The 24797-nt window shown below is 48.1% G+C and carries 25 protein-coding genes; 6 read left to right on the plus strand and 19 right to left on the minus strand.

Going from position 1 to position 24797, the window contains the following annotated elements; genetic code table 11:
- Positions 1-183: 183 nt before the first annotated feature.
- Together ACFVU8_RS08650 and ACFVU8_RS08655 are read left to right on the plus strand one after the other, a co-directional pair.
- Positions 184-951 carry a threonine/serine exporter family protein gene (locus tag ACFVU8_RS08650; protein WP_175374500.1) on the plus strand — a complete coding sequence of 256 codons (768 nt, stop codon included), beginning with the start codon at positions 184-186 and terminating at the stop codon, positions 949-951.
- A gap of 27 nt (positions 952-978) precedes the next feature.
- Positions 979-1410: a threonine/serine exporter family protein gene (locus ACFVU8_RS08655; protein WP_379466270.1), complete on the plus strand. Its 432-nt coding sequence runs from the start codon at positions 979-981 to the stop codon at positions 1408-1410.
- Positions 1411-1467: 57 nt separating this feature from the next.
- Here the strand turns inward: ACFVU8_RS08655 and ACFVU8_RS08660 are convergent, their stop codons facing one another.
- Positions 1468-3498 carry a Na+/H+ antiporter gene (locus ACFVU8_RS08660; RefSeq protein ID WP_483875051.1) on the minus strand — a complete coding sequence of 677 codons (2031 nt, stop codon included), beginning with the start codon at positions 3496-3498 and terminating at the stop codon, positions 1468-1470.
- A gap of 309 nt (positions 3499-3807) precedes the next feature.
- Between ACFVU8_RS08660 and ACFVU8_RS08665 the strand changes: the two genes are divergently transcribed.
- Positions 3808-4563 (plus strand): MBL fold metallo-hydrolase, encoded by a 756-nt coding sequence (locus ACFVU8_RS08665; protein ID WP_387426795.1) that lies wholly within the window; start codon positions 3808-3810, stop codon positions 4561-4563.
- 88 nt (positions 4564-4651) lie between these two features.
- On the opposite strand, the gene ACFVU8_RS08670 is transcribed toward ACFVU8_RS08665, so the two are convergent.
- The 6 genes from ACFVU8_RS08670 to ACFVU8_RS08695 form a co-directional block, all read right to left on the minus strand.
- Complete coding sequence (locus ACFVU8_RS08670; RefSeq protein WP_379466273.1) at positions 4652-5518, minus strand: VOC family protein; 867 nt, start codon at positions 5516-5518, stop codon at positions 4652-4654.
- Positions 5519-5788: 270 nt separating this feature from the next.
- Positions 5789-6646, minus strand: coding sequence for a GNAT family N-acetyltransferase (locus tag ACFVU8_RS08675; RefSeq protein ID WP_387426797.1), 858 nt, complete (start codon positions 6644-6646; stop codon positions 5789-5791).
- Between the two features lie 188 nt (positions 6647-6834).
- Positions 6835-7257: an Rrf2 family transcriptional regulator gene (locus ACFVU8_RS08680; RefSeq protein ID WP_387426799.1), complete on the minus strand. Its 423-nt coding sequence runs from the start codon at positions 7255-7257 to the stop codon at positions 6835-6837.
- A 112-nt stretch (positions 7258-7369) separates the two neighbouring features.
- Positions 7370-8116, minus strand: a complete 747-nt coding sequence (gene map / locus ACFVU8_RS08685) for a type I methionyl aminopeptidase (RefSeq protein ID WP_175374493.1) — start codon at positions 8114-8116, stop codon at positions 7370-7372.
- 230 nt (positions 8117-8346) lie between these two features.
- Positions 8347-8751, minus strand: a complete 405-nt coding sequence (locus tag ACFVU8_RS08690) for a YhfM domain-containing protein (RefSeq protein ID WP_387426801.1) — start codon at positions 8749-8751, stop codon at positions 8347-8349.
- 223 nt (positions 8752-8974) lie between these two features.
- Positions 8975-9601, minus strand: coding sequence for an SGNH/GDSL hydrolase family protein (locus ACFVU8_RS08695; protein ID WP_175374491.1), 627 nt, complete (start codon positions 9599-9601; stop codon positions 8975-8977).
- A gap of 311 nt (positions 9602-9912) precedes the next feature.
- Between ACFVU8_RS08695 and ACFVU8_RS08700 the strand changes: the two genes are divergently transcribed.
- Positions 9913-10530, plus strand: coding sequence for a nitroreductase family protein (locus ACFVU8_RS08700; protein ID WP_066371026.1), 618 nt, complete (start codon positions 9913-9915; stop codon positions 10528-10530).
- Between the two features lie 216 nt (positions 10531-10746).
- On the opposite strand, the gene ACFVU8_RS08705 is transcribed toward ACFVU8_RS08700, so the two are convergent.
- The 5 genes from ACFVU8_RS08705 to ACFVU8_RS08725 all read right to left on the minus strand — a co-directional run bounded on the left by ACFVU8_RS08705 (position 10747) and on the right by ACFVU8_RS08725 (position 15851).
- The gene (locus ACFVU8_RS08705; protein WP_175374489.1) at positions 10747-11307 is read right to left on the minus strand and encodes a TetR/AcrR family transcriptional regulator; all 561 of its coding nucleotides are present in this window, start codon (positions 11305-11307) and stop codon (positions 10747-10749) included.
- 296 nt (positions 11308-11603) lie between these two features.
- Positions 11604-13799 carry an alpha-galactosidase gene (locus ACFVU8_RS08710; protein WP_387426803.1) on the minus strand — a complete coding sequence of 732 codons (2196 nt, stop codon included), beginning with the start codon at positions 13797-13799 and terminating at the stop codon, positions 11604-11606.
- Positions 13800-13882: 83 nt separating this feature from the next.
- Positions 13883-14503 carry a hypothetical protein gene (locus ACFVU8_RS08715; RefSeq protein WP_387426805.1) on the minus strand — a complete coding sequence of 207 codons (621 nt, stop codon included), beginning with the start codon at positions 14501-14503 and terminating at the stop codon, positions 13883-13885.
- Between the two features lie 49 nt (positions 14504-14552).
- A complete protein-coding gene (locus tag ACFVU8_RS08720) occupies positions 14553-14879 on the minus strand; it encodes a hypothetical protein (RefSeq protein ID WP_379466283.1) in 327 nt (108 codons plus the stop codon).
- Positions 14880-14954: 75 nt separating this feature from the next.
- A complete protein-coding gene (locus tag ACFVU8_RS08725) occupies positions 14955-15851 on the minus strand; it encodes a LysR family transcriptional regulator (protein ID WP_387426807.1) in 897 nt (298 codons plus the stop codon).
- Positions 15852-15985: 134 nt separating this feature from the next.
- Here ACFVU8_RS08725 and ACFVU8_RS08730 point away from each other — a divergent pair, with 134 nt between their 5' ends.
- Both ACFVU8_RS08730 and ACFVU8_RS08735 read left to right on the plus strand, forming a co-directional pair.
- Positions 15986-16726 (plus strand): SDR family NAD(P)-dependent oxidoreductase, encoded by a 741-nt coding sequence (locus ACFVU8_RS08730; protein WP_387426808.1) that lies wholly within the window; start codon positions 15986-15988, stop codon positions 16724-16726.
- Between the two features lie 65 nt (positions 16727-16791).
- Positions 16792-17853: an endonuclease/exonuclease/phosphatase family protein gene (locus ACFVU8_RS08735; protein WP_387426810.1), complete on the plus strand. Its 1062-nt coding sequence runs from the start codon at positions 16792-16794 to the stop codon at positions 17851-17853.
- Positions 17854-18016: 163 nt separating this feature from the next.
- On the opposite strand, the gene ACFVU8_RS08740 is transcribed toward ACFVU8_RS08735, so the two are convergent.
- The 7 genes from ACFVU8_RS08740 to ACFVU8_RS08770 form a co-directional block, all read right to left on the minus strand.
- The gene (locus tag ACFVU8_RS08740; protein ID WP_387426812.1) at positions 18017-20074 is read right to left on the minus strand and encodes a methyl-accepting chemotaxis protein; all 2058 of its coding nucleotides are present in this window, start codon (positions 20072-20074) and stop codon (positions 18017-18019) included.
- A gap of 189 nt (positions 20075-20263) precedes the next feature.
- Positions 20264-20884: a YcnI family copper-binding membrane protein gene (locus ACFVU8_RS08745; RefSeq protein ID WP_387426813.1), complete on the minus strand. Its 621-nt coding sequence runs from the start codon at positions 20882-20884 to the stop codon at positions 20264-20266.
- A gap of 29 nt (positions 20885-20913) precedes the next feature.
- Positions 20914-21582, minus strand: coding sequence for a response regulator (locus ACFVU8_RS08750; RefSeq protein WP_175374482.1), 669 nt, complete (start codon positions 21580-21582; stop codon positions 20914-20916).
- Positions 21579-22397 (minus strand): sensor histidine kinase, encoded by an 819-nt coding sequence (locus ACFVU8_RS08755; RefSeq protein WP_387426815.1) that lies wholly within the window; start codon positions 22395-22397, stop codon positions 21579-21581. The genes ACFVU8_RS08750 and ACFVU8_RS08755 overlap by 4 nt, the downstream gene beginning before the upstream one ends.
- A 387-nt stretch (positions 22398-22784) precedes the next feature.
- Positions 22785-22949, minus strand: a complete 165-nt coding sequence (locus ACFVU8_RS08760; RefSeq protein ID WP_387426817.1) for an AAC(3) family N-acetyltransferase — start codon at positions 22947-22949, stop codon at positions 22785-22787.
- Positions 22950-23073: 124 nt separating this feature from the next.
- A complete protein-coding gene (locus ACFVU8_RS08765) occupies positions 23074-23319 on the minus strand; it encodes a hypothetical protein (RefSeq protein WP_387426818.1) in 246 nt (81 codons plus the stop codon).
- Positions 23320-23640: 321 nt separating this feature from the next.
- Positions 23641-24579 (minus strand): hypothetical protein, encoded by a 939-nt coding sequence (locus ACFVU8_RS08770; protein WP_387426820.1) that lies wholly within the window; start codon positions 24577-24579, stop codon positions 23641-23643.
- Between the last annotated feature and the right edge of the window lie 218 nt (positions 24580-24797).

Genomic DNA, 24797 nt, shown 5'->3' on the forward strand with positions numbered 1-24797 from the left:
TCACTATATTTATATTCACCGCACGATAGACGGGACTGGTTATACAGCCAATTCAACAAATATGTATCTTTTAAATTATCTAAAAAGGTACTGTTTAATTTAAAATTTTATATTAGGGTTGATATTTTCCGGCGATGAGGCGACAATCGGATATATATTATTCCAGGGGAGGATCACAGAAAGTTGGAAAGTACAGGCATCATCAGCAACAGTTCCACCCATGAAATTATCGACCTTTGTCTGTTAGCTGGAAAAATCATGCTGCAAAGCGGCGCAGAAACCTACCGTGTCGAGGATACGATGATCCGCATAGCCGATGCTTTGGGATTTCCGAATGCGCACAGTTATGTGACACCGACCGTGATTGTATTCGCGACCAGCCGGACAGAACCGGCCAAGCTGTTCCGCATTGCCGAGCGGACCACCGATTTGCAGAAGGTATCAGAGGTCAATGACATCTCGCGCCGCCTCTGCGAACGGCAAATCACGGCAGAGGAAGCCCGGGCGCGGCTTGGGGAAGTAGACAATGCTGCCCATGCCTATCCCATATGGATGCAGATCGTTGCCGCGGCACTGACAGGCGCCAGCTTCACTGTAATGTTCAAGGGCAGCCTCTGGGACGCGCTCCCCGCACTATTCGTCTCAGGCCTCGGTTATGCGGCGGTAATCTACCTGCACCGGCTCGTCCAGGTCAAATTCTTCGCGGAATTCGGCGCAGCCTTCCTGATCGGTTTATCGACCTTCTTTTCGGTCAAGTATGGCGTGGGGCGCGAAATGGACAAGATCATTATCGGCTCTGTTATGCCGCTGGTTCCGGGTCTGCTCATTACCAATGCAGTCCGCGACCTTATGGCCGGCCATCTGGTCTCCGGACTGTCCAAGGGTGCGGACGCCTTTTTGACTGCGTTTGCGATCGGGACAGGCATCGGACTTGTACTGTCGATGCTATAATCACCCTTTGAAAGAGGTTAGCGACTCATGATTTTGCAACTGATTACCAGCTTTATTGCCGCCGCCACCTTCTGCATCCTGTTCAATGCGCCAAGGCGTGCGCTGCTGCAATGCGGAACTTCCGGTATGGTGGGCTGGCTGGTGTACTTATTATTGGACAAACAATGGGATACGGTGATTGCCACCTTCTTTGCGACCGTCGTGGTCGGCGTGGTCAGCCAGATTTTTGCCCGCTCCTTCAAGATGCCTGTCATTATCTTTAGTGTCGGAGGGGTCATCACGATGGTGCCCGGTGGCATGGCTTATGATGCGATGCGCAAATTCGTGGAGAAAGACTACATCGATGCCGTGCAAATTGCTACGCAGGTATTGCTGCTCTCGGGAGCCATTGCTACAGGCCTTGTGCTGAGCGAGGTGCTGGGACAGATGTTCCGCCGAAAGAGAAAGCAAGGACTGTAGGCAGCAACAAACACAAAGAGCCGCACGGGCTGTCCCGGCGGCTCTTTGTGTTTTACATTAATCCTCCCATATCGAAGCTTCCAAATGGTCTACAAAATGACGCAGTCTGCCCGCAACCTTCCGGTTAATCGCGCCCTCCTGATACATCTGCTGCACCTTGTCGCGCTGCTCCTGAATGGCCTTCAGCTTAACTTCCAGCTTCCGGGCATCCATCACACCATCCGGGGTCCATCCACTGTCTCCACTGAGCCTTGCCATCAGCATCTCATATCTGTCGATCACATGCTGGGAGGCTTCACGGTTCTCCTCATTCATGTGGTCCCGGATCGCTGCCACGGCAGCCTGCGACATGACCAGCTTGGCTTTGCAGGAGACTTCCTTATACTGCGCGGCGGCAGCCTGCCAGCCTTCCACTTGACCACGCTGCCCTGCGAACATGCCAGAGAACACCCGCCCTACCTCAGACAAGGACAGCCGGATCTGCGAGTTCAAATGCTTGGCGAAGAAGGCTTCCGTATAATCCAGCATCTCCGTCATTTTCTCCGCTACACCCGCCGGAACCTCTTCCTTCTCTATCAGAGTATTCAGCGCCTTGCGCTCAGCATGCAGCCCGACAATGCGTGCCTCCATGCCCAGTTGACGCATTCGTTCCGCTGCAGGATCATCATCCTGCCCCGGCAGACTCATTTTCTGAATTTTCTCTTTAAATTCGTTCAAAGCAGGCTGAGCCGAATCCCGCGAATCCCCATCCATCATACTGCGCATCATCGCCATTCCGGCATCAATGACCACTGACTTCGCAGCCTGCTCTGATCCTTCTTCCGAGCCAGCACCCTCTTCTCCTTTACCAGCCAGAGCCGGCAAAAAGATGCTGGCGATCAGCAGCGACATCAGAATACAGCCTGCCGCCAGGAAAATCATCAGATTCCGTTCGGGGAACGGGGAGCCATCACCCAGCACCAGCGGAATTGAGAAGGCACCCGCCAGCGTAACCGCCCCGCGCACTCCTGAAATCGAGGTGATCAACACCTCTTTGAGAGATCTTTTTTCAGCCTTTTCCCCGCGATGCATCCATAGCGTAAATCCATACACCCATAGGAACCGCAAAACAATGAGCAACACAGTAATGGCAAGTACATAGCCAAAGACCATCCAGTTATCTACGGCGCTGTCACGGTAGACTACGCTGATAACATCTGGAATGGACACCCCGAGAATAAGGAATACCATCCCGTTCAGGATAAACAGCAGGACAGACCAGGTACTGGCCGACACGAGCTGAAGCTTATACTGCGGCGATACCGCCCGGTCTTTCTCAATGGCATGGATGACACCACCCGCAACAACCGCAAGGATACCAGACAGGCCCAGTTCCTCACTCACGAGATAAATAATAAAAGGAGTCAAAATTTGCAGCAATGTATGTACCGTTACATCTTCCATACCAAGTTTACGAATAAACACGCTCAGACGAATAAGCAGGAACGCCAGCACAGCACCCGCCACCAGCCCGCCAACTGCAATCAGAATAAAGCTGAATGTCGCTTGACGCAGGGAAAAGACACCGGTCACCGCGGCCGCAATTGCAAATTTGAACGCCACCAGGCCAGAAGCATCGTTCATCAGCGACTCCCCTTCAAGCACCCTGTGAATACTCTTCGGCAGATGAACACGTCCGGCAATAGCACTAACCGCCACCGCATCGGTAGGCGACAGAATGGCTGCCAGCGCAAAAGCCGCTGCCAGTGGAATGCTCGGGATCATCCAGTGGATGGCATAGCCCGCTACCAGAACGGTTGCAAAGACCAGGCCCAGCGCAAGCATCAATATCGGCGCCCGCAGATTCCACAGTTCGGCCCGCGGCGTGCGCCTTCCGTCATTGAACAGTAACGGCGCAATGAATAATACGAAGAACAATTCAGGTTCCAATTCCATATGTATCCCCGGTGGGATTAATACAACAAGTACCCCGAGGCCAATTTGTATTAGGGGAATAGGTACGAACGGTATAAACCGGTTCACAATATTGGATACTGCAATTAACCCAAGCAGCACCAGTACAGCAAGTAAAGTCTCCAAGTTGATCATCTCCTCCAAGTAATCCCATTATTATAGCGTAAACTTAACTTCTGGCAAAATCGCAGGACGGAGCAGTTCCGTTTAGAGTGAAAGCTCTCCCTCTCTTAAGATCAGAGTCTCCATAAATACTTAACGGGGCACCTCTCGACTATGTATAGTTACTTTTCCATTTATAGCTTTAGAGTGAACTTATTATATATTGACAAAAATATTTATTTGTGGTATGATTAAATATTTACATATTGAAATTAATATTCAAAATGCTATGATATGCATTAGCCACACGGCAGTACTCTTATCCATAAACGGAGGGATACCATGCATATTGCCAAAGGAATAGACATGCTGGAGATCACGGCACAGGTTATGGGCGGAAGTGATACTCTCTACCCTGTCCTGCTCCATGACGAGAACACTGCGGTATTGATCGATACCGGATACCCGGGTCTGCTGGAGAATTTCCAGGAGGCCTTCGACAAGGCTGGCGTTCCCTGGTCCAAGCTTGGCACCATCTTAATCACCCATCAGGATCTGGATCATATCGGAAGTCTGCCCGCTATTCTGACTAGCCGCGGAAATACACCAACCGTTCTAGCGCACGCCTTAGAGAAGCCCCATATCGAGGGTGAAAAAATGCTGCTCAAGCATACGCCGGAGGCGCTCGCTGCCGCCGAAGCGATGCTCCCGCCCCATGTGCCCGCGGAATGGTGGCAGGCCTTTCTATCCGTGCTGAAGAACCCGCCGAAGGGGAAAGTGGATGACACCCTTGCAGACGGTGAGCAGCTTCTTCTAGCGGGCGGAATCACTGTCATTCATACACCTGGGCACAGTCCCGGACATCTTTGCCTATACCATCAGGCCAGCCGAACACTTATTGCGGGGGATGCATTGATCGTCCGGGAGGGTGAGCTTCATGGACCGGATAGCTCGTCTACCCCTGACATGGCAACAGCGGTGGCTTCTTTATCCAAGCTGGCCGACTATCCCATAGACACGGTGATCTGCTACCACGGCGGGATATATCGCGGGGACGCCAATCGGCGAATTGCTGAATTGTCCGAAGGACAACAGTAACGCAGAATCAGCAACAGTAATTACAGGGTCAGCAAAAAGGCAGGACCGGAATTAACCGGCCCTGCCTTTTTTTTCAAAACTATTCGTCTTATTGCTTCACGATCAATCTGATCCCGATATTCCATGGGTCCTTGATCGCTGGTACGCCATCTTGCTCTTCCACGGCATACCCTGCCTGACGGACACGTTCCAGGGCAGCGGCCCGCTCTTCTTCGCTAGGCAGCAGCAGGGTGAAATAATCAATGTTCGGTGCATCCGCCGGCGCTGCAGGCGCGCCTTCTCCGGCCCAAATATTCAGCCCGATATGGTGGTGGTAGCCTCCGGCCGAGATGAACAATGCCGCATCGCCATAGTGAGCCACCTGTTCGAATCCCAGCAGATCGATATAGAACTTCCGCGCCTCATTCAGATTTCCGACGTGAAAGTGCACATGACCAATGACTGTACCTGACGGAAGCCCACTCCAGGTCAGACCTTCCGAAGCAGCCAGCAGGCCGTCCACATCAACAGCATCGGTGGTCATGATATAGTTCCCTTGCGGATCCCGTTGCCAAGTCTCGCGAGGACGATCCCGGTACAGCTCAATGCCGTTATTATCAGGATCCTGAATATATAGCGCCTCACTGACCAGATGATCTCCCTGTCCTACATGAATGTCGGATGCAATCAGGTTGCGTAGAACAAGGCCCAGGCTCGGACGGTCTGGCACCAGAATTGCAAAGTGATACAGTCCTGCTGCCGAATTACGACGGAGTACTTTGGCATTCTCAATCTCCCGCAGAATAACTAATACGGTCTCCCCGTCAGCCGTCAATTCAGCCTCATGCGCTGTCTGCCGCAGCACCTTGAATCCGACAACATTTTGATAAAATGCAAGGGAACGCTCCAGATTGCTGACCCTGATCTGTACAAGTCCAATTTCGGTATCCTGATGCAATATCGCTGTAGCAGTCATATCAATTCCTCCTAAAGGTAGGTACGGTACGAAGTCCATCTCCATAAGTATTCTTTCCAGTTTTCTCAGCTTGCTCGCTTCACATACATATTTGTAACCACTGAAGTTACATATTAACTATAATTAGTATAGTAACATTCCATAAGTTTGTCAATTACCTCCACGAAAACACTTGAAAAAAGACATCCCCAAGCAGCCATCGCATGACTTTTGGAAATGCCCCATTCCATTAGAATTTATCTACACTTACTCAAGAAAATACAATAGAAATCACAACGTTTTCCGAACAAATTCCATCGTATGCTTTTCCTTGAAGCCAAGGCTGTCATAGAGATTTCTGGCATCATTACCGACGACACACCAAAGGGTAACGTCTGCGTTACCACGTCGATAGATTTCGTTGCATAAGTACATCACAAACTTTCTTCCAATCCCTAACCCCTGTAAGTCTGTACGGACGGAAATACTGCTAATTTCATTACCGCTGATATGGCTGTAAGCGACGATTTCCCCATTCATGATGTAGACAAAGCGATCATTTGCATCCTTTTCCCATACACTTCGTTCCTCTTCACTCGGCTCGGCAATCACAGAATCAGGGAAGGACCCGACACGAACGCGCATTTCATGAAAAGCCTTGGCGTACAGCGACTGACTCGCTATATAGTCACCGTCCACATACGGTCTCACAGGAAGCTCGTTCAGGGAGAAAGGATCACCGGTACGCTGCATATAAGCCGATGAGAAGTATGTATCATAGCCAAGCTTGCGCGCAAAAGCAACCGATGATGAATGATCGGAACCGGAACGAAAAGAACTCCTGACCTTTTGGGTTCCACCCGCCCGTAATTTGTTTTCCGCATACTTTACGATTGCAGAACCGATTCCCTGCCTGCGAAACTCCGGAGCAACAAACACAGTTAAATAAGACTGAACGACAGGCTTATTCACTTGGGCTAGCGCAACAAGCTTATCCTCAATAAACGCAGTGATAAACAGTTCCGGTTCTTCAGCAAGCACCCGAAGGATGTTGTCACCTGTATCGACATCACAGCTAAATAGCTCTCTGACGGCGCTGTAATCTTGTTCACTGTAAGGTTCGTAGCGGATATCTGCTATGTTCGTCAATCGTTGATCCCTCCATGTTCTTCTGCCGAAAGGCACAGCTTCCACTTGAATGGATTCTAACCATTCTATTCTGAAAATTCCACCACTTGCCGGAAGTTCCTTACAGCAATGCCCCAGCGTAAAAAAAGACCAGCGCTTGTGTCACCACATATCGCTGGCCTTACACGTACCCTTCTCTATCCCAATACTCAGATCACCGGCATTTCATTGGCAATCTCGGCGAGCGTGACGCCCTGAAGCACATTCTCCATCGCTGTTTGCGCACGGCCAAAGACCGGCACAATCGCTCCGGCAATGTTTTTACCAACCGGACAGTCAGGGTTCGGATGCTCATGGACGGCAAAAAGAGAACCTTCCTCCACGGCATTTACCGCTTTATAAATCTCAAGCAGGGTAATCTGCTCAGGATCGCGTGCCAGCTTGGCACCGGCCACTCCCGGACGTACATCCACCAGACCCGCTTTATTTAGCATCCCTGTGATCCGGCGGATCACCACGGGATTCGTGTTAACACTGCTGGCAATCCACTCCGAAGTGCTTTTGCCATCCTTGTTGCTGTCAATCAAAGTCAGAATATGAATAGCAACCGCAAACCGGGTGCTGATGTTCATGTTGATCTCTCCTCACAGTAGCATTCTCAGATAAGGGCGCCCTTTTTAATGCAACAGTAATAGTTACATTCTACTCCATTGTTAACCTTATGAGAAGAGACGCCCATGGCTGTTAAGCACGCGTCAGAATCACCGGCTCGCCCTTAGTTACAATAATCGTATGTTCATACTGCGCCACCCGGCTGTCATCTGCGACACTGAGCGTCCATCCATCCGCTTGCGGATCTACATACTCTGCACCGGTAGAGAGGAACGGTTCCACAGTAAGAACTTGCCCTTCTTTTAGAACGGTGGTTATACGGGGTTCATAATATGGCAAAATTTCATTCGGCTTATCATGCAGGGATTTCCCAATTCCATGGCTGCAAAGATTACGTATCACTCTGTACCCACGCTTGCGTGCCTCGCTCTCCATAACTCTGCCGATCTCATTAACCTTCATGCCGGCCCGGAGATGGTTGATTACGCTCATCATCGTTTCTTCGGTGCTGCGGCACAAATGCTGAAGCTTCTCATTATAAGGCGGGAGCTGGAAGGACACCCCGGCATCTCCGTAATACCCGTTCAATTCTGCGGACACATCGATGTTGATAAGATCCCCCGCCTGAATCACTCTGGAGCCAGGGATACCATGAGCTACCTCCTCATTAACGCTGATGCAGGTCGCTCCTGGAAAATTGTACGTCACTTGGGGAGCTGACGCCGCCCCGGCCTCTTTCAGAATTTTCGCGCCAATCTCATCAAGCTCACGCGTAGTCATTCCCGGCACAACACTCTTTTTCATCTCGGCAATGGTGTAGCCCACCACTTTCCCTGCTGCCTTCAGGCCTTCCAGGTCTTTCGCTGTATTACATATCATTAGTTCACATTCCTCTCGCCCAATAAAATCTCTTTATGTTTACCTCATCATATGCGGCAATACTCCATGTTTGCCCTCTACTTGAACTGAACTCTTCCATTTTACCTTATGTATGGAGAAAAGAATCCTACAGTCTGCGTTATGGATCAACCCGCTGAAATTCAGTCCCTTTCAGGTACTCCTCCCGTCCCGTTAATGGGAGCAGTAGCTTGAACGGATTTCGCAGCCGGCTATTCACCATCCGTACTGACCGCCCCGTATATCATGTCCCTGAGTTTGTCAGCATGCTTCGCCGGTATGGAATAGCCTTTACCGCTGTTAACGCTAGCAACGAGTAGCCCGTTATGTCCCTTCTCTTTTCCAAGGCCGAGGGCATATTCTTCAGTGTATCCGTCCCCGTAAACCAGCTTCATTATGAAATCAGGAGCGTAATCAAGCTCTCCCTGAATCCGCTTGCTCTTGTTCATCGCCTCCGCTACCGTCTTGATCAGGGCAGCTTCAGAAATAGACTTCGGCTCAACAATCGCTGCTTGCTGCTCCGTTTGTTGGTCCAGTTGATGATAGGTCAGGCTGATCTCATCAATCCACCTTGCATTAATATATCCAAAAGCATTCTGGCATCCGCTTAACACCATCACTGCAAGAAGGGATACGATCAGAAAGAAATGACGAATGGAAAATCACCTCCAAAAAACTGTACAATCCATTATAAACGATAAACTCCATGAATGAAATTTTGTACGAAAAAACGATAGCGGTTGCTTCAAAAAAAGACTGAATCGGTCACTTGGGCCGGATTCAGTCTTTCGTTTATGAGTTCATATGTAGTTCAGATACAACAACCCGTCTGGTCTGTAATTATTCCACGCCAACTGTCTTCAACCAGGCATCAGCAATCAGTCCATGACCCGCAGAAGACGGGTGAACGCCATCCGGTGCCCAGTATGCAGGCTCAGCTGTGGCGGATGCCGCAGCGAACAGGCCATCAAGCGGAACCAGGAGCGCTCCATATTCACGGGCAAGCTCCCGCACCACATGAATTTTAGGATCCAGGTCCTCGCGCCAACCCTTCCGGTCTTCCGGCACAGGCAGTACAAACGGCTCAACCAGCACCAGCTTCGCGTCAAGCGTCTTCTTCGTGCGTTCAATCAAATCACGATAGGAAGCTTCGAACTTCTCCGCCGAGGTTGCATCTCCAGAATCATAGCGGCGCCAAGTGTCATTAATCCCGATATAAATGGAGACCCAGGTTGGTTTCAGATCAAGACAATCCTTGTCCCAACGTCCCTGCAAATCCACGGCACGATGGCCGCTGATGCCCCGGTTAAGGAAGGTAAGGTTCTTCTCTGGATAGAGATGTCCAAGCCGGCTAGCGATCAATAAAGGATAGCCGTAGCCCAGCGATAAAGCGTCTTCATAATTGCGTCCTGCGTCTGTAATACTGTCGCCCTGGAACAGGATGACGTCATTTTTCTTAAAAGCCATGAATAGAATCCTCCTCTGACTGCATCTGTAGCGTAGCGTGACCGAACCCGTCCGTTTCTGCCAGCCGATCACCTCTAACGAAGTCTATTATAGCAGACCCTAATCAAAAATGTCATACGCTTTCATAGTGAGCCTTACGTTAAGTTTTTTAGTTAAGTCTATATAAACCTACTATCAAGAAAAAAAGTATATTTCATCATTGACGGCCGACAAAAGGTGTGATACTTTAAGTGAGTAACTAATAGTAAGTTCATTATTTAATACTAGCTATTGATTATTAACCACTACATATATTTTTGGAGGCGTTCAATATGAGTACATTTACAGATTTGGTTCAATCCCGCAGATCGGCTAACAATTTTGTGGAAGGCATCAAGATTCCTCAGCATGAGCTGGAGGAAATGTTCTCTCTAGCCCGACTGGCCCCATCTGCTTATAACCTGCAGCACACCCACTACAAAGTCGTTGCCAGCGAAAAGATAAAAGAAGAGATTCGCGAGGCAGCCTACGGTCAGTACAAGACTCATACGGCATCCGCCGTCATCGTCGTGCTGGGTGATAAACACGCGTATCTTCAGGCTCCGGAAATCTATGGCGGTCTTAAGCTTCTCGGTGCGATGTCAGAAGAAGAATATAATGAGCAAATTGAGGCCATTAACGGAGCTTACATCGGCAATGACGCGTTCCAGCGCGACGAAGCAATCCGTAATGCCTCCCTATCCGCCATGCAGTTCATGTTGATTGCCAAAGACAAGGGCTGGGATACCTGCCCCATGATCGGGTTCGATCCAGCCGCTGTGGCACAAGTCCTGAATCTGCCGGACAACCTCGTTCCGGTGATGCTCATTACCATCGGCAAGGACAACCAGCACAAGATCAGACCCCGCGGCTACCGTAAGCCGGTCAATGAGTTTGTTGAATTTTTTTGAGCCGATAGCTTGAGGTAACGTGATTATATAAAGTGAACTTAAGAATAGCACCTTGCTGATTGATGATATCCTTATTTTTACAGGGCATTCTCCAGTCAGCTTGCCTAATTCTTAAGTTCAGCTTATACAGCTGTTAGTAATTAAAAAAGACCCGCAGACGGAGAGGCTCTCACAAAGTCCTCTGTTCTGCGGGTTTTATTGACTTCAGACGCTGGGTCACAGCTTAATCGCTTTCCAGCAAGCTTCCAGCGTCTCCTTTTCCCTCTTTTCATCCAATTCGTATTTTTGAATATAGTAGCCCTTTAATACCGAAGCTACAATTCCATAGGTAATCTGATGACACAGCTTGGCATCCATATCCCGGATCAGACCTTGTTTCTGTCCTTCGGACAAGACGGACATGATCTCCTGGATCTCACCCGACTCATCCATATTACGTAATTCCGGTGGTATATATGGCGAAAAGGAATAGCTGTCACTGAACAGAAATTCCTTGCGGTATTTCATTCCAAAGCGTATTCGATTCCGATGAAGACTGGTAAACCGCTCATACAGACTGGCAGTGGAGTCATAGCCCTCCAGCAGACTATAGCCCATCTTATTTCTTGCCAGCCTGTATACTTCGTGAACGAGCTCGTCCTTGGTTCGAAAATAATTAAATAGCGTACCCGAGCCAACCTTCGCCTTTTTCAAGATCTGAGCAATGGTAACCGACTGCAATCCAAGCTCATCAATCAAATCCAGCGTGGCATCGGTGATATCTTCTCTTTTCCCCAATCCCAAACATCCTTTCTGTTTCTTGCACCACTACAGGTTCGAAGAGTTCTTACGAGCGCTGTTAAAGCCCAATGTTCTGGTACAACTTTAAGGTTTATAAAAATAATAACAGCTTTAGCCCATTTATACTTTAATTATTCTGAATTAGCTTAATTTGAACTGACGCCAGCAAGGTACGACCCTATAGCTTCAAGTGGAAACCGTACCGGGGAAGGGCCGGCAGATATAAAAAGATGACTTCCGAAATATCGGAAGTCATCTTTTTGGAGCCTCACATAAAGTTTGGCTATATCAAATTACTCTTGAACTTTTTTAAAACGCCAGAGCACGCTTTGGAAGTCTCCTTGAAGATCAGGCAGTGGCAATCCGGCATACATAAGCAGATCCCCGCCATATACGCCTCCGCCTTCAACCCACTCATAATCAGCCTCAGGATCAAGTCCCTTCAGGCGCAGATAATGAAGCGGATCATTCGGCTCGGCAAGTACACGCGCATACACCACTACAGCTTCGGATTTGTCCTCAGCAGCAATCATCCAGGCGGTCTCATTGCCTTCAAAAGGACTCAGCAATCTGTACTGCTCGCCGAATTGAACCAGGGAACGCAGCTCTTTGTAGAGCGCCACTTGTTCCTTCACAGCAGCCTTCTCTTCTTCAGTAAACTGGGTCAGATCCAGCTCATACCCGAAGTTTCCGGACATCGCGATATGCCCGCGCATTTCCAGGGAAGTAGAGCGGTGCACCTGATGGTTCGGAACCGCAGAGACGTGGCTGCCCATGGAGCTAATCGGGTAGACGATGCTAGTTCCGTACTGGATTTTTAGTCTGCTGACGGCATCTGTATTGTCGCTTGTCCAGGTTTGCGGCATGTAATACAGCATCCCCGGGTCAAAACGTCCGCCACCGCCGGAGCAGCTCTCGAACAGAATATTTGGGAATTCAGAAGTAATCCGCTCCAGCATTCCGTACAGACCCAGCATATAACGGTGCGCGGTCTCACGTTGTCTTTCCGGTGGCAGCAACGCCGAGCCAATCTCGGTCATATTGCGGTTCATGTCCCATTTAACATAGGTGATCGGTGCGCTGCGCAGCACTTCCACGATCTGGTCGCCAATGGCCTGGCAAACATCCTCACGGGAGAAGTCCAGCACCAATTGGGTACGGCCCAGGGTACGGCGACGATCCGGCACATGCAGGCACCATTCTGGATGCTCACGGTACAGTTCGCTGTCCGGGGAGATCATCTCCGGCTCGAACCAGAGGCCGAATTGCATGTCCAGCTTATTCACGCGCTCTGCCAGATCTCCGAGACCTTCCGGCAGCTTCTTCCGGTCAACGAACCAGTCGCCGAGCGAGCTGCGGTCATTATCACGGTGTCCAAACCAGCCGTCGTCCAATACGAACAACTCGATTCCCAGTTCAGCACCAGCACGCGCGATGTTCTCGATCTTCTCCGCATTGAAGTCGAAATAAGTTGCTTCCCAGTTGTTAACCAGCACCGGACGGGTGCGATCACGGTAAATACCGCGGGCCAAGCGGGTACGATACAATTTATGATAGGTTCTGGACATCGCTCCGATGCCATCTGGAGAAAATACCAGCACGGCTTCCGGAGTCTGGAATGACTGTCCGGCTTCCAGCAACCAGTTGAAATCGAAAGAATTAATCCCCATAGACAAACGGGTCGTCTTGTAAGAGTCCACTTCTACCTGCGCGGAGAAGCTGCCACTGTATACCAGGCTGACACCGTACACTTCACCGTGGTCCTCATCTGCACCATGGGACAGCAAGGCTACGAATGGATTTTGGTTATGGCTGCTCGATCCTCTGCGGCTCTCTACTCCCTGCATGCCGGAAGCAAGCGCTCTGCGCTCTATATACCGCTCACGTGTCCATGTTCCGGACAAATGCAGCAATTCGTAATCCGAAGAACGGAAATCTACGCTCATACTATATCCGCGTAGCAGCTTGAGGGATGCTTGTCCTTCATTCACAAAACGAACAGAACGAGTAACCGCGTTCAATTCCTCAAATACTGTGTAGGATAAAATAATGCGGAGTCCTGCAACGGCGTCTACCAATTCAAGCTCCAAGGTCTCAGCTTCATCTTCATGTTCTGTATACGTAGCCGGGAGTCCTTCCAGGGCAGGCTTCCCTTTATAAATACGGTGTTTATCATATAGAGCTTCAGAAGCAGTAGTTCCATTCTCCGCCTGAATCTGATAGGCCGGATTGCGGAAATCGCCCACTCCGTATGACGGATATTCCTGAGCAAGCGTATCATATGAAAGCGTCATATCGTCCGGGAACGGACTTGGTGAGAAAGAACAACGCTCAGTGCGCTTCAGAATAGATGACAATGCACCGGAACGAATCTTGCGGCCCCAATACACATGCGCCGGGATTCCGGTGTGGAGAAGTTGAATGACATAGCTGGTTTCTTTACTCTGTAGATGAAAAATACGTTCTTCTGCAAGATATTGAATTCCCATTATACCCTCCGTAGATGTTGCGCTAGTAATCAATCAACCTCCATTATATTATGAAATCGCTTCATTTACGATATAGTAATATTTCACTTGGCATATTGTAATATTGCAATGGCTGCCCGTTCACGCCGCTCCGCATCAGGACTTTTCAATGCTTTTTTCAGAATATCAAGCGCTTCAGCCACTGTCTCTTCATCCACACGAACGCCTATATTCAGGAGATTGCCAGACATCTCTCTGTCCCTGATCCAAAGATCCAGACGCGCTGCGGCAATCGGTTCCTGGAACATCGAGACTGTTGCCTCTTCAGCGAGCAGTGCTTTTACAACAGAATTCAAAGCTGCGTATGGAATACTGGTCAGCCAGGTTACCCCGCGCCGGTGGCATCTGCCATCTCCCTCTATATCAAATCGTTCATCATAAAAGTAGTCGCCAAGATCGCCAAGATGTACCCAGTCTCCGTCCGCAAGAAGCAGATAATCTCCATCCTGCATCGAATGGACAAATAGGTTGACGACCTCAGCATGCCCCGCCAGCTCCTGCCCCTGATATCCGTATGCCTGCTCTAGTCTTCCATCCAGCTCATCCCGGTCGATCCCCTCCAGATCACCAAGACCCGGATAACCGATGCATACATAATGATCTTCTAAAAACCCCTTCAGCCACTGCTTCCCTGCTTCTCCTGACTTCAGTTGAAATAGCTTCATTCCTCTTGCTCCCCCTCTTCGTTTTCCTCAATAATATCCAGGGGCATCGTTACAATTTGATGAAGATTAATTTGAATATCCCCAAATAGTTATTAGAGCCATCCAAGACAGGCAGCTTGAAAATAGAGAACAAAATGTAGTTCTCCCGTTCTGTGACCGAGTTAAGCACAGGCTTGCCGATCATATTAGCGATTCCCGCTCCCAGTTTGCCGCCGCTCTCTTCGCTTATATTTTTGATGGCATAGTCCACAAAATCCTCTTTACCAGGATTCGTAGCTAACAAAGCAACTAACAACACAATAAGGAATAAAAAAAATCTTCCCGCCCCGCCTCTTTTAGTGCTTCTTCCCGTGTAAGGCCGATCAAACTCGTTCATATTCATCCCTCCTATCTGAACAATAGAGCATCGGGAACTATATGTAAATAAAAACCAGCTGCAATCTTCCACCAATCAAGAAGATGCAGGCTGCTCCATCAGCTCTTGACGTAAAAAATGGTATAGCTTGGCGCTGGACCGTACCAATGGATATTCTGCGGTCTTACACAGAATTCCGCAGCTCATATCGATGGGGGTTCCTGCAAGTTGCCGGGACACCGTGCCAGGCGGCACCGGATTGAGCATTACCGCCGGCACGAGAGCGATGCCAAGACCAGCAGCAACATAATCTTTAAGCGCGACCATGCTGCCGATGACCATCGTATGCAGTGGGGAGCCGCCGAATTCCTGCAGGACACTCTCCAGCTTTTTACGGTAAGGGCAATGGGTTGCAGTAATCAGAATACGGTGTTCCCGGAGGTCTTCCGGGGTAATGCGCGGACTGGCAGCCAAAGGATGTCCTTCCGGCAGGAGCAGCAAGAATCGCTCTGCGAACAGCGGCTCAAAATAAAGTCCGGTGCCCAGCTCCGGGGCAGAACACAACGCCCAATCCAGCTCCCCTCGCAGCAGTCGCTCACTCAGCGCCTGTGTTCCGGCGATTTCCACCTCTATCTCCACCCTTGGGTAGCGGTTAAGAAAAGTCTTCAGCAGACCCGGCAGCCGGTAGGTAGCTGTCGGGTCTGTAACGCCTATCCGTACGCTCCCGGCATCGCCGGTATGCAGTTCCGCCAAGTCGCTTTCCAGCCGCTCTATATCCTTAAGAATCTGCCGTTCTTGTTCATGGAATAGCCGCCCCGCCTCGGTCAGTACAATCTGTTTGCCGCGTTCAAGCAGCTGTACACCCAGCTCCGCCTCCAGCTTCTGTATTTGCATGGTGACCGTCGATTGGGCATAATTCAGCTCCTCGGCTGCACGATTGAAGCTCCCGGTGCTGACAATCTTCTGAAAGGTTTTGTACGCTTTAAGATCCATCAGGCTCCCTCGCAATTCCACTGTAATAAATTCAATAAAAATGAACGAACTATTCATATTATTCAATTATACATAATCTCATCTCAGTTATAAAATCATATGTATCTACAACAATAACAAGGAGAGAACCCAACATGGAATTAACAAATAAAATAGCTATTGTAACCGGAGGCGGAACGGGGATCGGCAGGGCCACCTGTCTGGAACTGGCACGACGCGGCGCAAAGGTTGCCGTCAATTATAGCCGCTCCAAGGCTGAAGCCGAGGAGACTGTACAATTGATTACCGGCCAGGGCGGTCAATCTTATACCATACAGGCCAACGTCGCGAGTGATCAGGAAGTACGGGGTATGGTAGCAGATGTCGTTGAGCGGTTCGGGACCGTTGATCTTCTCGTCAACAACGCCGGAATCACTAGGCATATTCCATTTACAGATCTGGAAGCCGCTACCGAGGAGGTATGGGACGAACTCTACGACACCAATGTCAAAAGCATGTTCTTCTGTGCCAGAGCAGTGTCCACTTATATGGTGAAAAACGGCCAGGGCGCCATCGTCAATCTCGGCAGCATCGCCGGTGAGACCGGCCTGGGGTCCTCTCTGCCTTATGCCGTATCTAAGGCGGCCGTACATGGGCTGACCAAGTCTCTGGCCCGAGCCCTTTCCCCTCATATTCGTGTCAACTGCGTCGTGCCGGGAGCTGTCGCAACAAGGTGGTGGAATGGGCGGGAAGACCAAATGCAGAAGCTAGCTCCCAACCTCCTCCTGCAGCGTATCGCGGAGCCCGGGGATATATCCACCTTGATCTGCGCCGCTCTGGAGCAGGAAGCGATGACCGGACAGATCATCACCGCCGATAGCGGCCAAACCTTGTAAATATAGAATCATCTAGCCCCCACTACTCCCTATATGTTACATTCAAAGGTAAAGGGAGAGATGAAATGGGGATCAGTATATTCAAAATCATAGGAGGGCTCTGCCTTGCCCTCGTGTTGGCGCTTGGCTGTTTTCTGGTCTATGTTACGGTAACCGATTACAAGCCCGCCGAAGTTACACCGCTCACCGTCTACAACAACAATGGAGCTGTGCTACAGCAAGGGCAGCCTTTACAGGTAACCACCTTTAATATCGGTTACGCCGGACTGGACGCAGGTCAGGATTTCTTTATGGACGGCGGCAGCATGGCCCGCTCCAGCAGTAAGACCCAAACGGTGAATAATCTTGAAGAAATCACGTCTTTTCTGAAGAATTCGACTTCGGATATCTACCTGCTGCAAGAAGTGGACGTGAAGTCTTCCAGAAGCTACAAGGTGGACGAAGTCTCCCATATTACCTCAGAAATGCCGGATTACAGCCATGTCTTTGCTTTGAATTATAAAACGCCGTGGGTTCCGCTTCCGGTCCTTCATCCGATGGGTTCCGTACAGAGTGGGTTGGTAACTTTGGCCAAGCCCAAAACCAGCAGTCATCTCCGTTATGATCTGCCCGGCAAAGAAAGCTGGCCTTATCAGCTATTTGAGCTGGATCGTGCGTTCATTGAGAGCAGGTTCCCAGTGGACAATGGCAAAGAATTAGTACTGCTCAATGCTCATCTGTCCGCTTATGACAAGGGTGGCCACATCCGTAAGCAGCAGTTAGAGTATCTTAATGCTTATATCGAAAAAGAAAGCCAACACGGCAATTATCTTATCATCGGCGGGGACTGGAATCATACCTTGCCCGGCACAGATTCAAAGCTGTTCGAGACCACCCAGGGATGGCCGGCATGGCTTCAGCCTTTTCCAGCAGACTTCCTTCCTCAAGGCTTTCATTGGGCGGTTGATCCAGCAATCCCTTCTGTCCGCACCCTCGATGTCTCTTACAGCGAAGGCGTGAACTTCCGGGCCGTCATTGACGGTTTTCTCGTCTCACCGAACGTAGAGGTAACTGCAGTCCATGGCCAGGAGCTGAATTTTGCGAATAGTGACCATAATCCGGTGACCGCGCAGTTTGTGCTGAAATAGGTGCATGTATGACAAAAGGACCCTAATGGGTCCTTTTGTTTTTTTGCGTTCCTACGTAAGGCGGATTCAGGGATCTCTCTTGGCAGGTTTTAAATTCAATCTATTTCATGCCATGCTCGTTCAACGGCTTATAGGCATCGATTTTTAGCTGATCCCTATTTCCTTATTCCGTCTTGAACCTGGCTGACGACTTCGCCAGATCCTTGGTCAGCAGGTCAATGGTTTCTACCATTTCGGCAAGCTGCTGCACCATCGCGGACTGATCATGCATCGTTGCTGTCACTTCCTGGACAGAGGCAGAGACTTCTTCACCGGAAGCAGACAGGTTCTGCGAGGATTCCAGCATTTCTTCTTTATCCTGCTGCATACGGGTTACTTCATCCGCCATTCCAATGATTTGTGCATTGATATCTTGTACATTCTTATACACGGTATGGAAAGCTTCTCTGGTTCTACCCACATATTCATCTTGCAGGGCAGTGATGTCTTTAATTTCTTGTACACTTTGATGATTCTCTTCCACGAACGCCAGGTTCTGTCCGATAATTTCGTTAATTTCGCTTGCCTGTCTGGTACTCTGTTCCGCGAGCTTGCGAATCTCGGCAGCCACGACAGAGAACCCTCGGCCGAACTCTCCGGCTCTGGCAGCCTCGATGGACGCATTCAAAGCAAGCAGATTGGTCTGTTTGGCGATATTATTGATCGCACCGGTAATTTTACTGATGTTATTAGAGCTTTCTTGCAGCTTCAGGGTGATGACCGAGATTTTTTGCACTTCAGTTCCATTCTTCTCACTGATCTTGCCCAGCTCCTCTACCACCTGATTGCTGGTATGGAAGACTTCCACGATTTCATCCGCCCGGTCTTTAGCCGATTGAGCTTTTTCATTCATAGAGACGAATTTGTCACCAAAGCTGACAAACTTATCCACGATCAGTTCGGTATCATTGGCTTGCGATTCCATCGCCTTGGCAATTTCCGTCGATGTAGAAGTCGTCTCGGAAATAGACTGCGCCGCCTGTCTGGAGGCATTGTCCAGATCCTCGGTACTTTCATTCAATACATTTATCGAAATGTTCATATTGGAGATCAATTCCTTGTTCTGCCGTACCATTTCATTGAAGCTGTCCGCGAGTTCTCTAAATTCACTATCGTAGCGCCCCGTTGCCGTTACCGACAAGTCACCGGAAGATAGCTGACGGAACAGCTTGGTGAGTTGGAAAATCGGTTTCGTGATCGCGCGGGAAATCAGAAGTCCGCAAATTATAGTCAGTAGAATCGCAAAAGCCGTTACTATGATCAGCTGATTCAACATCAATTCAATCGGTTTCTTAATATCTTTATACGTGTCGATAACGGCTACTATCCAATCCGAATCCGGAATTTTGTTATAGCGGACATATTCACCATTATCGTCATCAATTATACCTGTAGCGATATCGCCCTCGGACTTGATTTTCAACAGATCTTCAATACCTTCGATCTTGGTTCCGACCAGTGACTCATCCTTGGAGTTATATAGCTCTATACCACTGCGGCTAACAATTTCAATCCGGCCTTCCCCGTTGATTTGAATCTTGCCGAGCTTCTCCGTGAAGAAATCGGACGCAACCGTGGATGCGTAGACACCAATCACCTTCCCGTCTGGTCCCTTAACCGGCTGGGAGAAGACAATCACGATCTGGCCCGAGCTCTTAGACTTGATCGCATCACTGATAAATGCCTCACCTGTAATGGCCTTCTGGTAATACTCCCGCTCTGATAAGTTGCTGCCAATCAATTCCGTGTTGTTCCCAGCGACCATAATTCCTTTGGCATCCAATAGAATCAAGGACTGGTTGCCCGTAGTTTCCTTCTGGATCTTTATCAATTTCTCATTGGCAGAAGTCAATAGCGTGTTCTTGTCAGAGAAAAACTCCGTGTCTGACAAGGTACCCGATGCTCTGAGTTTCAGAAGATCACCTAGGAGACTGTCCGTCGAGATCAGGTACGAAGCCTGCTTCTGCAATTGAGCAGCTGTCCATAGTCCTTCCCCGATGCGATCGGCGCTGGCAATAATTTCATCCTTGCTTTTCTTCAGCAGTAAGTTAGATCCCAAACTGTACACGGCCATCGACAGTGCGAACATGGCGATGATGACCAACCCGGTGATCAGTGCAGGAAGTTTGATCCGAAGAGACATGTTTCTGATGGTGAAGACCCCTTTTTTTAACTGGTTCACTTTGGTTAAACTCCCTCTTGTTCAATTATGCATACATTTTTATGCTATTTCTCTCATTTTTATCGGAAGAAATTGATCTTAATTTAAGAGGAGTTTTTATTTAATAAATAAAATTAAAATAAACCCTGACGCCAGCTCGGGCATCAGGGTTTATAGGATATACAAAGATTGTTATCGAAAAGCGTATGCTTATGCTTGGCGGCGTCTAAACAGTCCAATGACTGCCAGGATCAAGGCCAAAATAGAAGCGATTAGCGCAATATAACCAACTGGAGAAGTAGAAGACGATGTAGCTGTATCCGTACCCTCTCCCATATCCATGTCCATACCGTGGGAATGGCCGCCTGCCGCAGCAGTACCGGAGATTTCCGTAATGGAGTGTGGGCTCTCGCTACCTTCTTCACCGGACCATTGTACAAGGGACCCATCTGCATAATGCTGATAAGCATCCCAAGCTACTTTTCCAGCCTGATCCGGATTTTTGGCGGTAAACGTGAAGCGCTGGAACTGTCCGGACTGAATACCGTCTCCTGTAGCGATCCAGCTCACTTTATTGCCGTCAATGGTTACTTTCCAGCCTGGAGTGGCCTCATATTGCTTAAATTCCACGCCTGCCGGCATACGCAGATCGATCTGCACGGTAGGTGAATCCTTCTCTACAGGTACCTTTAAGGTGTAAGTCTCCCATGCGCCTACGCCCGACTGGGATGGGGAAACAGTAACATGCGCGCTCGCTACAGCTGCGAAGAGCAGTACAAGTGCGACAGATGGTGCGATCAAAGTCATTAGTTTGCGATAAAGATTTTTCATAGTAGCCTCTCTTCTAAATCGTGTGATATTTATAATTTTTCTTTGGGGAATTGCAAGGATCGTGATGCCAGTCCCTGCTCTAATGCGTATCTGGTCAACTGGGTCCGGTTCTGCAGCTGAAGCTTTTGCAAAATATTCTTCAAGTGGTTCTTCACCGTATGCTCCGATATGCCCAGAATGACACCGATCTCCCTGTTCGTGGAACCGGATGATACACAGTCTAGTATCTCCTTCTCCCGTGCGGTTAATGCCTCTCTCTCCTCTATCACAGAGGGAACAGCAAACTCCTTAAGGATCTGCACGGCCAGCTCCCGGCTGAGCGGGACCTCTTCATGCATAATGGAGTGCAAATATTGAATCCAAGTTGACGGAGCGAGATTTTTCAGCAAATATCCCTGTGCGCCCTGCTTCAAGGCTTCGAACAGATAGGAGATTTCATCCGAGACGGTGACAATCACGATTTTCACATAAGGATATCCCTGTTTAATGCGCCGGGTAGTCTCCAGCCCGTCCATCTCCGGCATCTGAATATCAATCAGGATGAGGTCAGGCATCCACTGCTCTGTAAAAGCTATGGCTTCCGCCCCGCTCGCCACCACCCCTATGACTTCAAAGCTGTCATCCATGGATAAAATCTCACTCATCGCTTCACGCGCATGAGCATGGTCATCTACGATCAGAACCCGGAATCGCTTCATACCGGAACGCCCCCTTTGGTAATCTCCACCACGGTTCCCTCGTCTCCTGAATCTACCCGCAGTCCCCAGCCCATGCCTTCAGCACGTTCCTTCATAATCTGGAGACCATAGCTACCGCTCACCTCAAACGGGTTATGCCGGAAACCTTCGCCGTCGTCGATCACCGTCACTCGCCAATGGTCCTTGTCGCCCTCGCCGGAGATCGACACCCTGGCTGCCCGTGTATGCTTCCGTACATTAATGATGGCTTCGCGGATGCATGACAGCAGCTCGGCTTTTTCTTTGGCAGTGAACGCCAGATCCGGTAACGTCCAATCCAGAGAGACGTCGATCATTACCTCGCCTGCAATTTGCTCCAGCTGGCCTTTGACGGATTGCTCCAGCGAGAATGGAACCTGGTCTGATACTGGAATTTTGAGATTGGCTATCGCCTGACGGACGTAGCGGTCCACTTCATGTACCGTCTTCGTAATCTGACGCACACTGTCCTCGCTGACCTCACCATTCTTACGGTTGTTCTCCAACCGGTCGATTTTGACCGACAGCAGAAACAGCGATTGCGCCATTCCGTCATGCAGCTCCTTGGCCAATCTTTCCCGCGCCTCCATGGCGTTCTTGACCGCACGCTCCTGCTCCAGCTCCTGCTGCCCCCGCTCCATGATCGAGAACAGCGGTACAAGCAGCACGATGCTTAGCAGAAACACAAGCACCGGTGTCAAGTAATTCCCCATATCCATAGAGATATATTCCATCAGAAATTGATGGCGGACAACCTCCCAGACCCCGACCATGAGTGTCGGAAGCAGCAAGATCATCAGCTTGATTCGTTTATACGTGGCTGTCCCCTCCCAAAAACCTTAATATCTACCATAGCACCACAAGGATGTTGTCAGCATGACTCGAAAGGGCTATACGGCCCCTATAATTGTTACAATTTTAAGTATTTAAAAATGGGTCAAAGTTAAAATTAGCTGTTGGCGCTGGATGAGGCCGCTGCGGGTTCGGGGGGTTCTTACGATCGCTGTTAAAGCCCGATTACTGGATTGTAAAAGGAGTTAAAGGTTGTAATCGGGCTTTAAAGGCGAACGCTTCGCTTCTCCAGAATCCCCCCGACCCTCCGCTCTGTGCGTGCATTTTCAGCTGATTTTAGAAAGAGTCTATATAATTGGAGTTTCTTATAAGTAGGCTTTTTTCAAAAGGACTTATCTTCTATTCCGATTCATCCACACTAAGGCGTAATCAACCATTTCTCTCTGCGGTATCAGATAACTCTTAGCTTCTCCTACTAGTCCCTCTTTTACCAAGTTACTATTGGACTTGAAATCATCAAAAATCAGGCCAAAATCGTCCGCTTCATTTAATATCACGAAAATATTTCTCTAAGAGTATGTGTGGGTCAATGAATAGCTGTAGCTAATAGAAAGGAATGGTTTATTATAGTAGTAAACAGTTGAAATATACCACTTGAAAATTGTTCTAGGGTTTTGAAATTTAATTCATTACTCCATCTTTTTGTGGAGCATAGATTCTCCACATTGCATCAGACTCACCTAATTGAGTCCAGCATAAGCCATACAAATATTTTCCACCCATATTACTATGGTATGTAATTTCACCTGATTTTAGTTTTGTAGGTATTGAAAAACTGGGTAATTCCCAAGTGTCATCCCATTTTTGAACTCTAGCCAGGTAAAATTTCTTTTGTTCAACCAAAGAAACAAATTGATTAAAAGTCAAATATCTATACAGTTTTTTTGTCTCTTTCAGTGGAGAACGAATACTTAGTTCCAGTTAAAACACCTCGTTTTTGAAGTGTTAGACTTTTAATTTACATCAGAAATTTCGTCCAACTTCTCGTATTCACGAAATGACCCAGCCTTAGATAGCTCTTATCTTAGGCTGGGTCATTTGTTGTCGGAGCTTCTTCGATCGTTATGCATCTGACAACCAAAGGGCGATAGCCCTGATGAGTGAATGAAGTGTTATGCGTTGCTTCTAACCTCTTTGAATTACTGACAAATAAGTTTCATTTATAGTTAGCCATTGTCTAATATAAATTTATACTTTCTCTTCAAACATTTTTGACATTACTTTTAGAGTTTCATAATCATCCTCTGCATTCACTTTAGTTTGATATGTTTGAAGAGTTGTTGTAACTATATTAAATAATTCTTGAGAATCAATGTTGTTTTCCCCTGTTTTATAAAGAACTCTCCTAACTGTATCTTTCCAGAAAGTCAATTCTTTTCTAAAATCATTCAACCTAGAAGAGTACAATATTCTCCATTTAGTATTGTTATACGTTATCTCTTTTATTTTTTCGTGTAGTTTATCTACTTCTTTACTAATTTCCTCTCGATCCTTATTCAATTTTTCATGTCCATCATTAATTATTTTAATGTACTCTTGCAAATCATTTTCTCTTTTATTTGCCATCTCTCTGTATTCTTCTATTCTTTTTTGACTTCTTCTGTCTATTAAATAATTGGCTACAATAAGTAAAACTACAAACATTAGTGAGTTAATCACCAAACTAGTAATATTTTTTTTGAACGGACTTGTGACTTTATCGAAGTATTCAACCTCTATATTATTACCATTTTTATTTATCTTCACTTGATCACTATAAATAATTTTAGAGCTTGTAACAACCATCGTTAATTTCTGATTTCCTAAAATATCAGGAATATTAAAGATTGAGCCCTTGTTAATTCCGTAATTAGCATTGACTCTGTTAATTACAATTGGTTGAGAAGAAATAATATCTTTTTTTTCAATATTCAATGGTAAATTAACTTCAATGTTGTTAATATTTTTATCGCTTGAATTTAATATAGAAATCGAAATTTGAAACTGATTTTGTCCTACTTCTATTGGTTCACCAATTCGTACAACACCTTTGTCTACAAACAAATAACTAAAAAACAAATTAATTATTAGTGATCCTGCCCCTAATAATAGTGAAGAAATTATAGTTTCTAAAATTTTTTTATTCATCGAATTGCTCCTATATCGTAATTTGATTTTAAGAGGGATATGATAAAAAGATCTTTCAGAAGTTTCGTATAACGTTTTTGTATCTACGAACCCGAGAGGCTTAAGGCGCACCGCGCCGGGTCCGACGGACTTAGCCTCGCAGGGTTGTGAGCTGATTCAGCTTCTAGGCCTACCACTTCTTGCGAACCATAGGCGTAGCCCGAAGCGTAAATACGATG

Origin of the sequence: Paenibacillus sp. NPDC058177 (genome assembly GCF_042883835.1) — a bacterium.
GTDB lineage: Bacteria > Bacillota > Bacilli > Paenibacillales > Paenibacillaceae > Paenibacillus_AQ > Paenibacillus_AQ agri.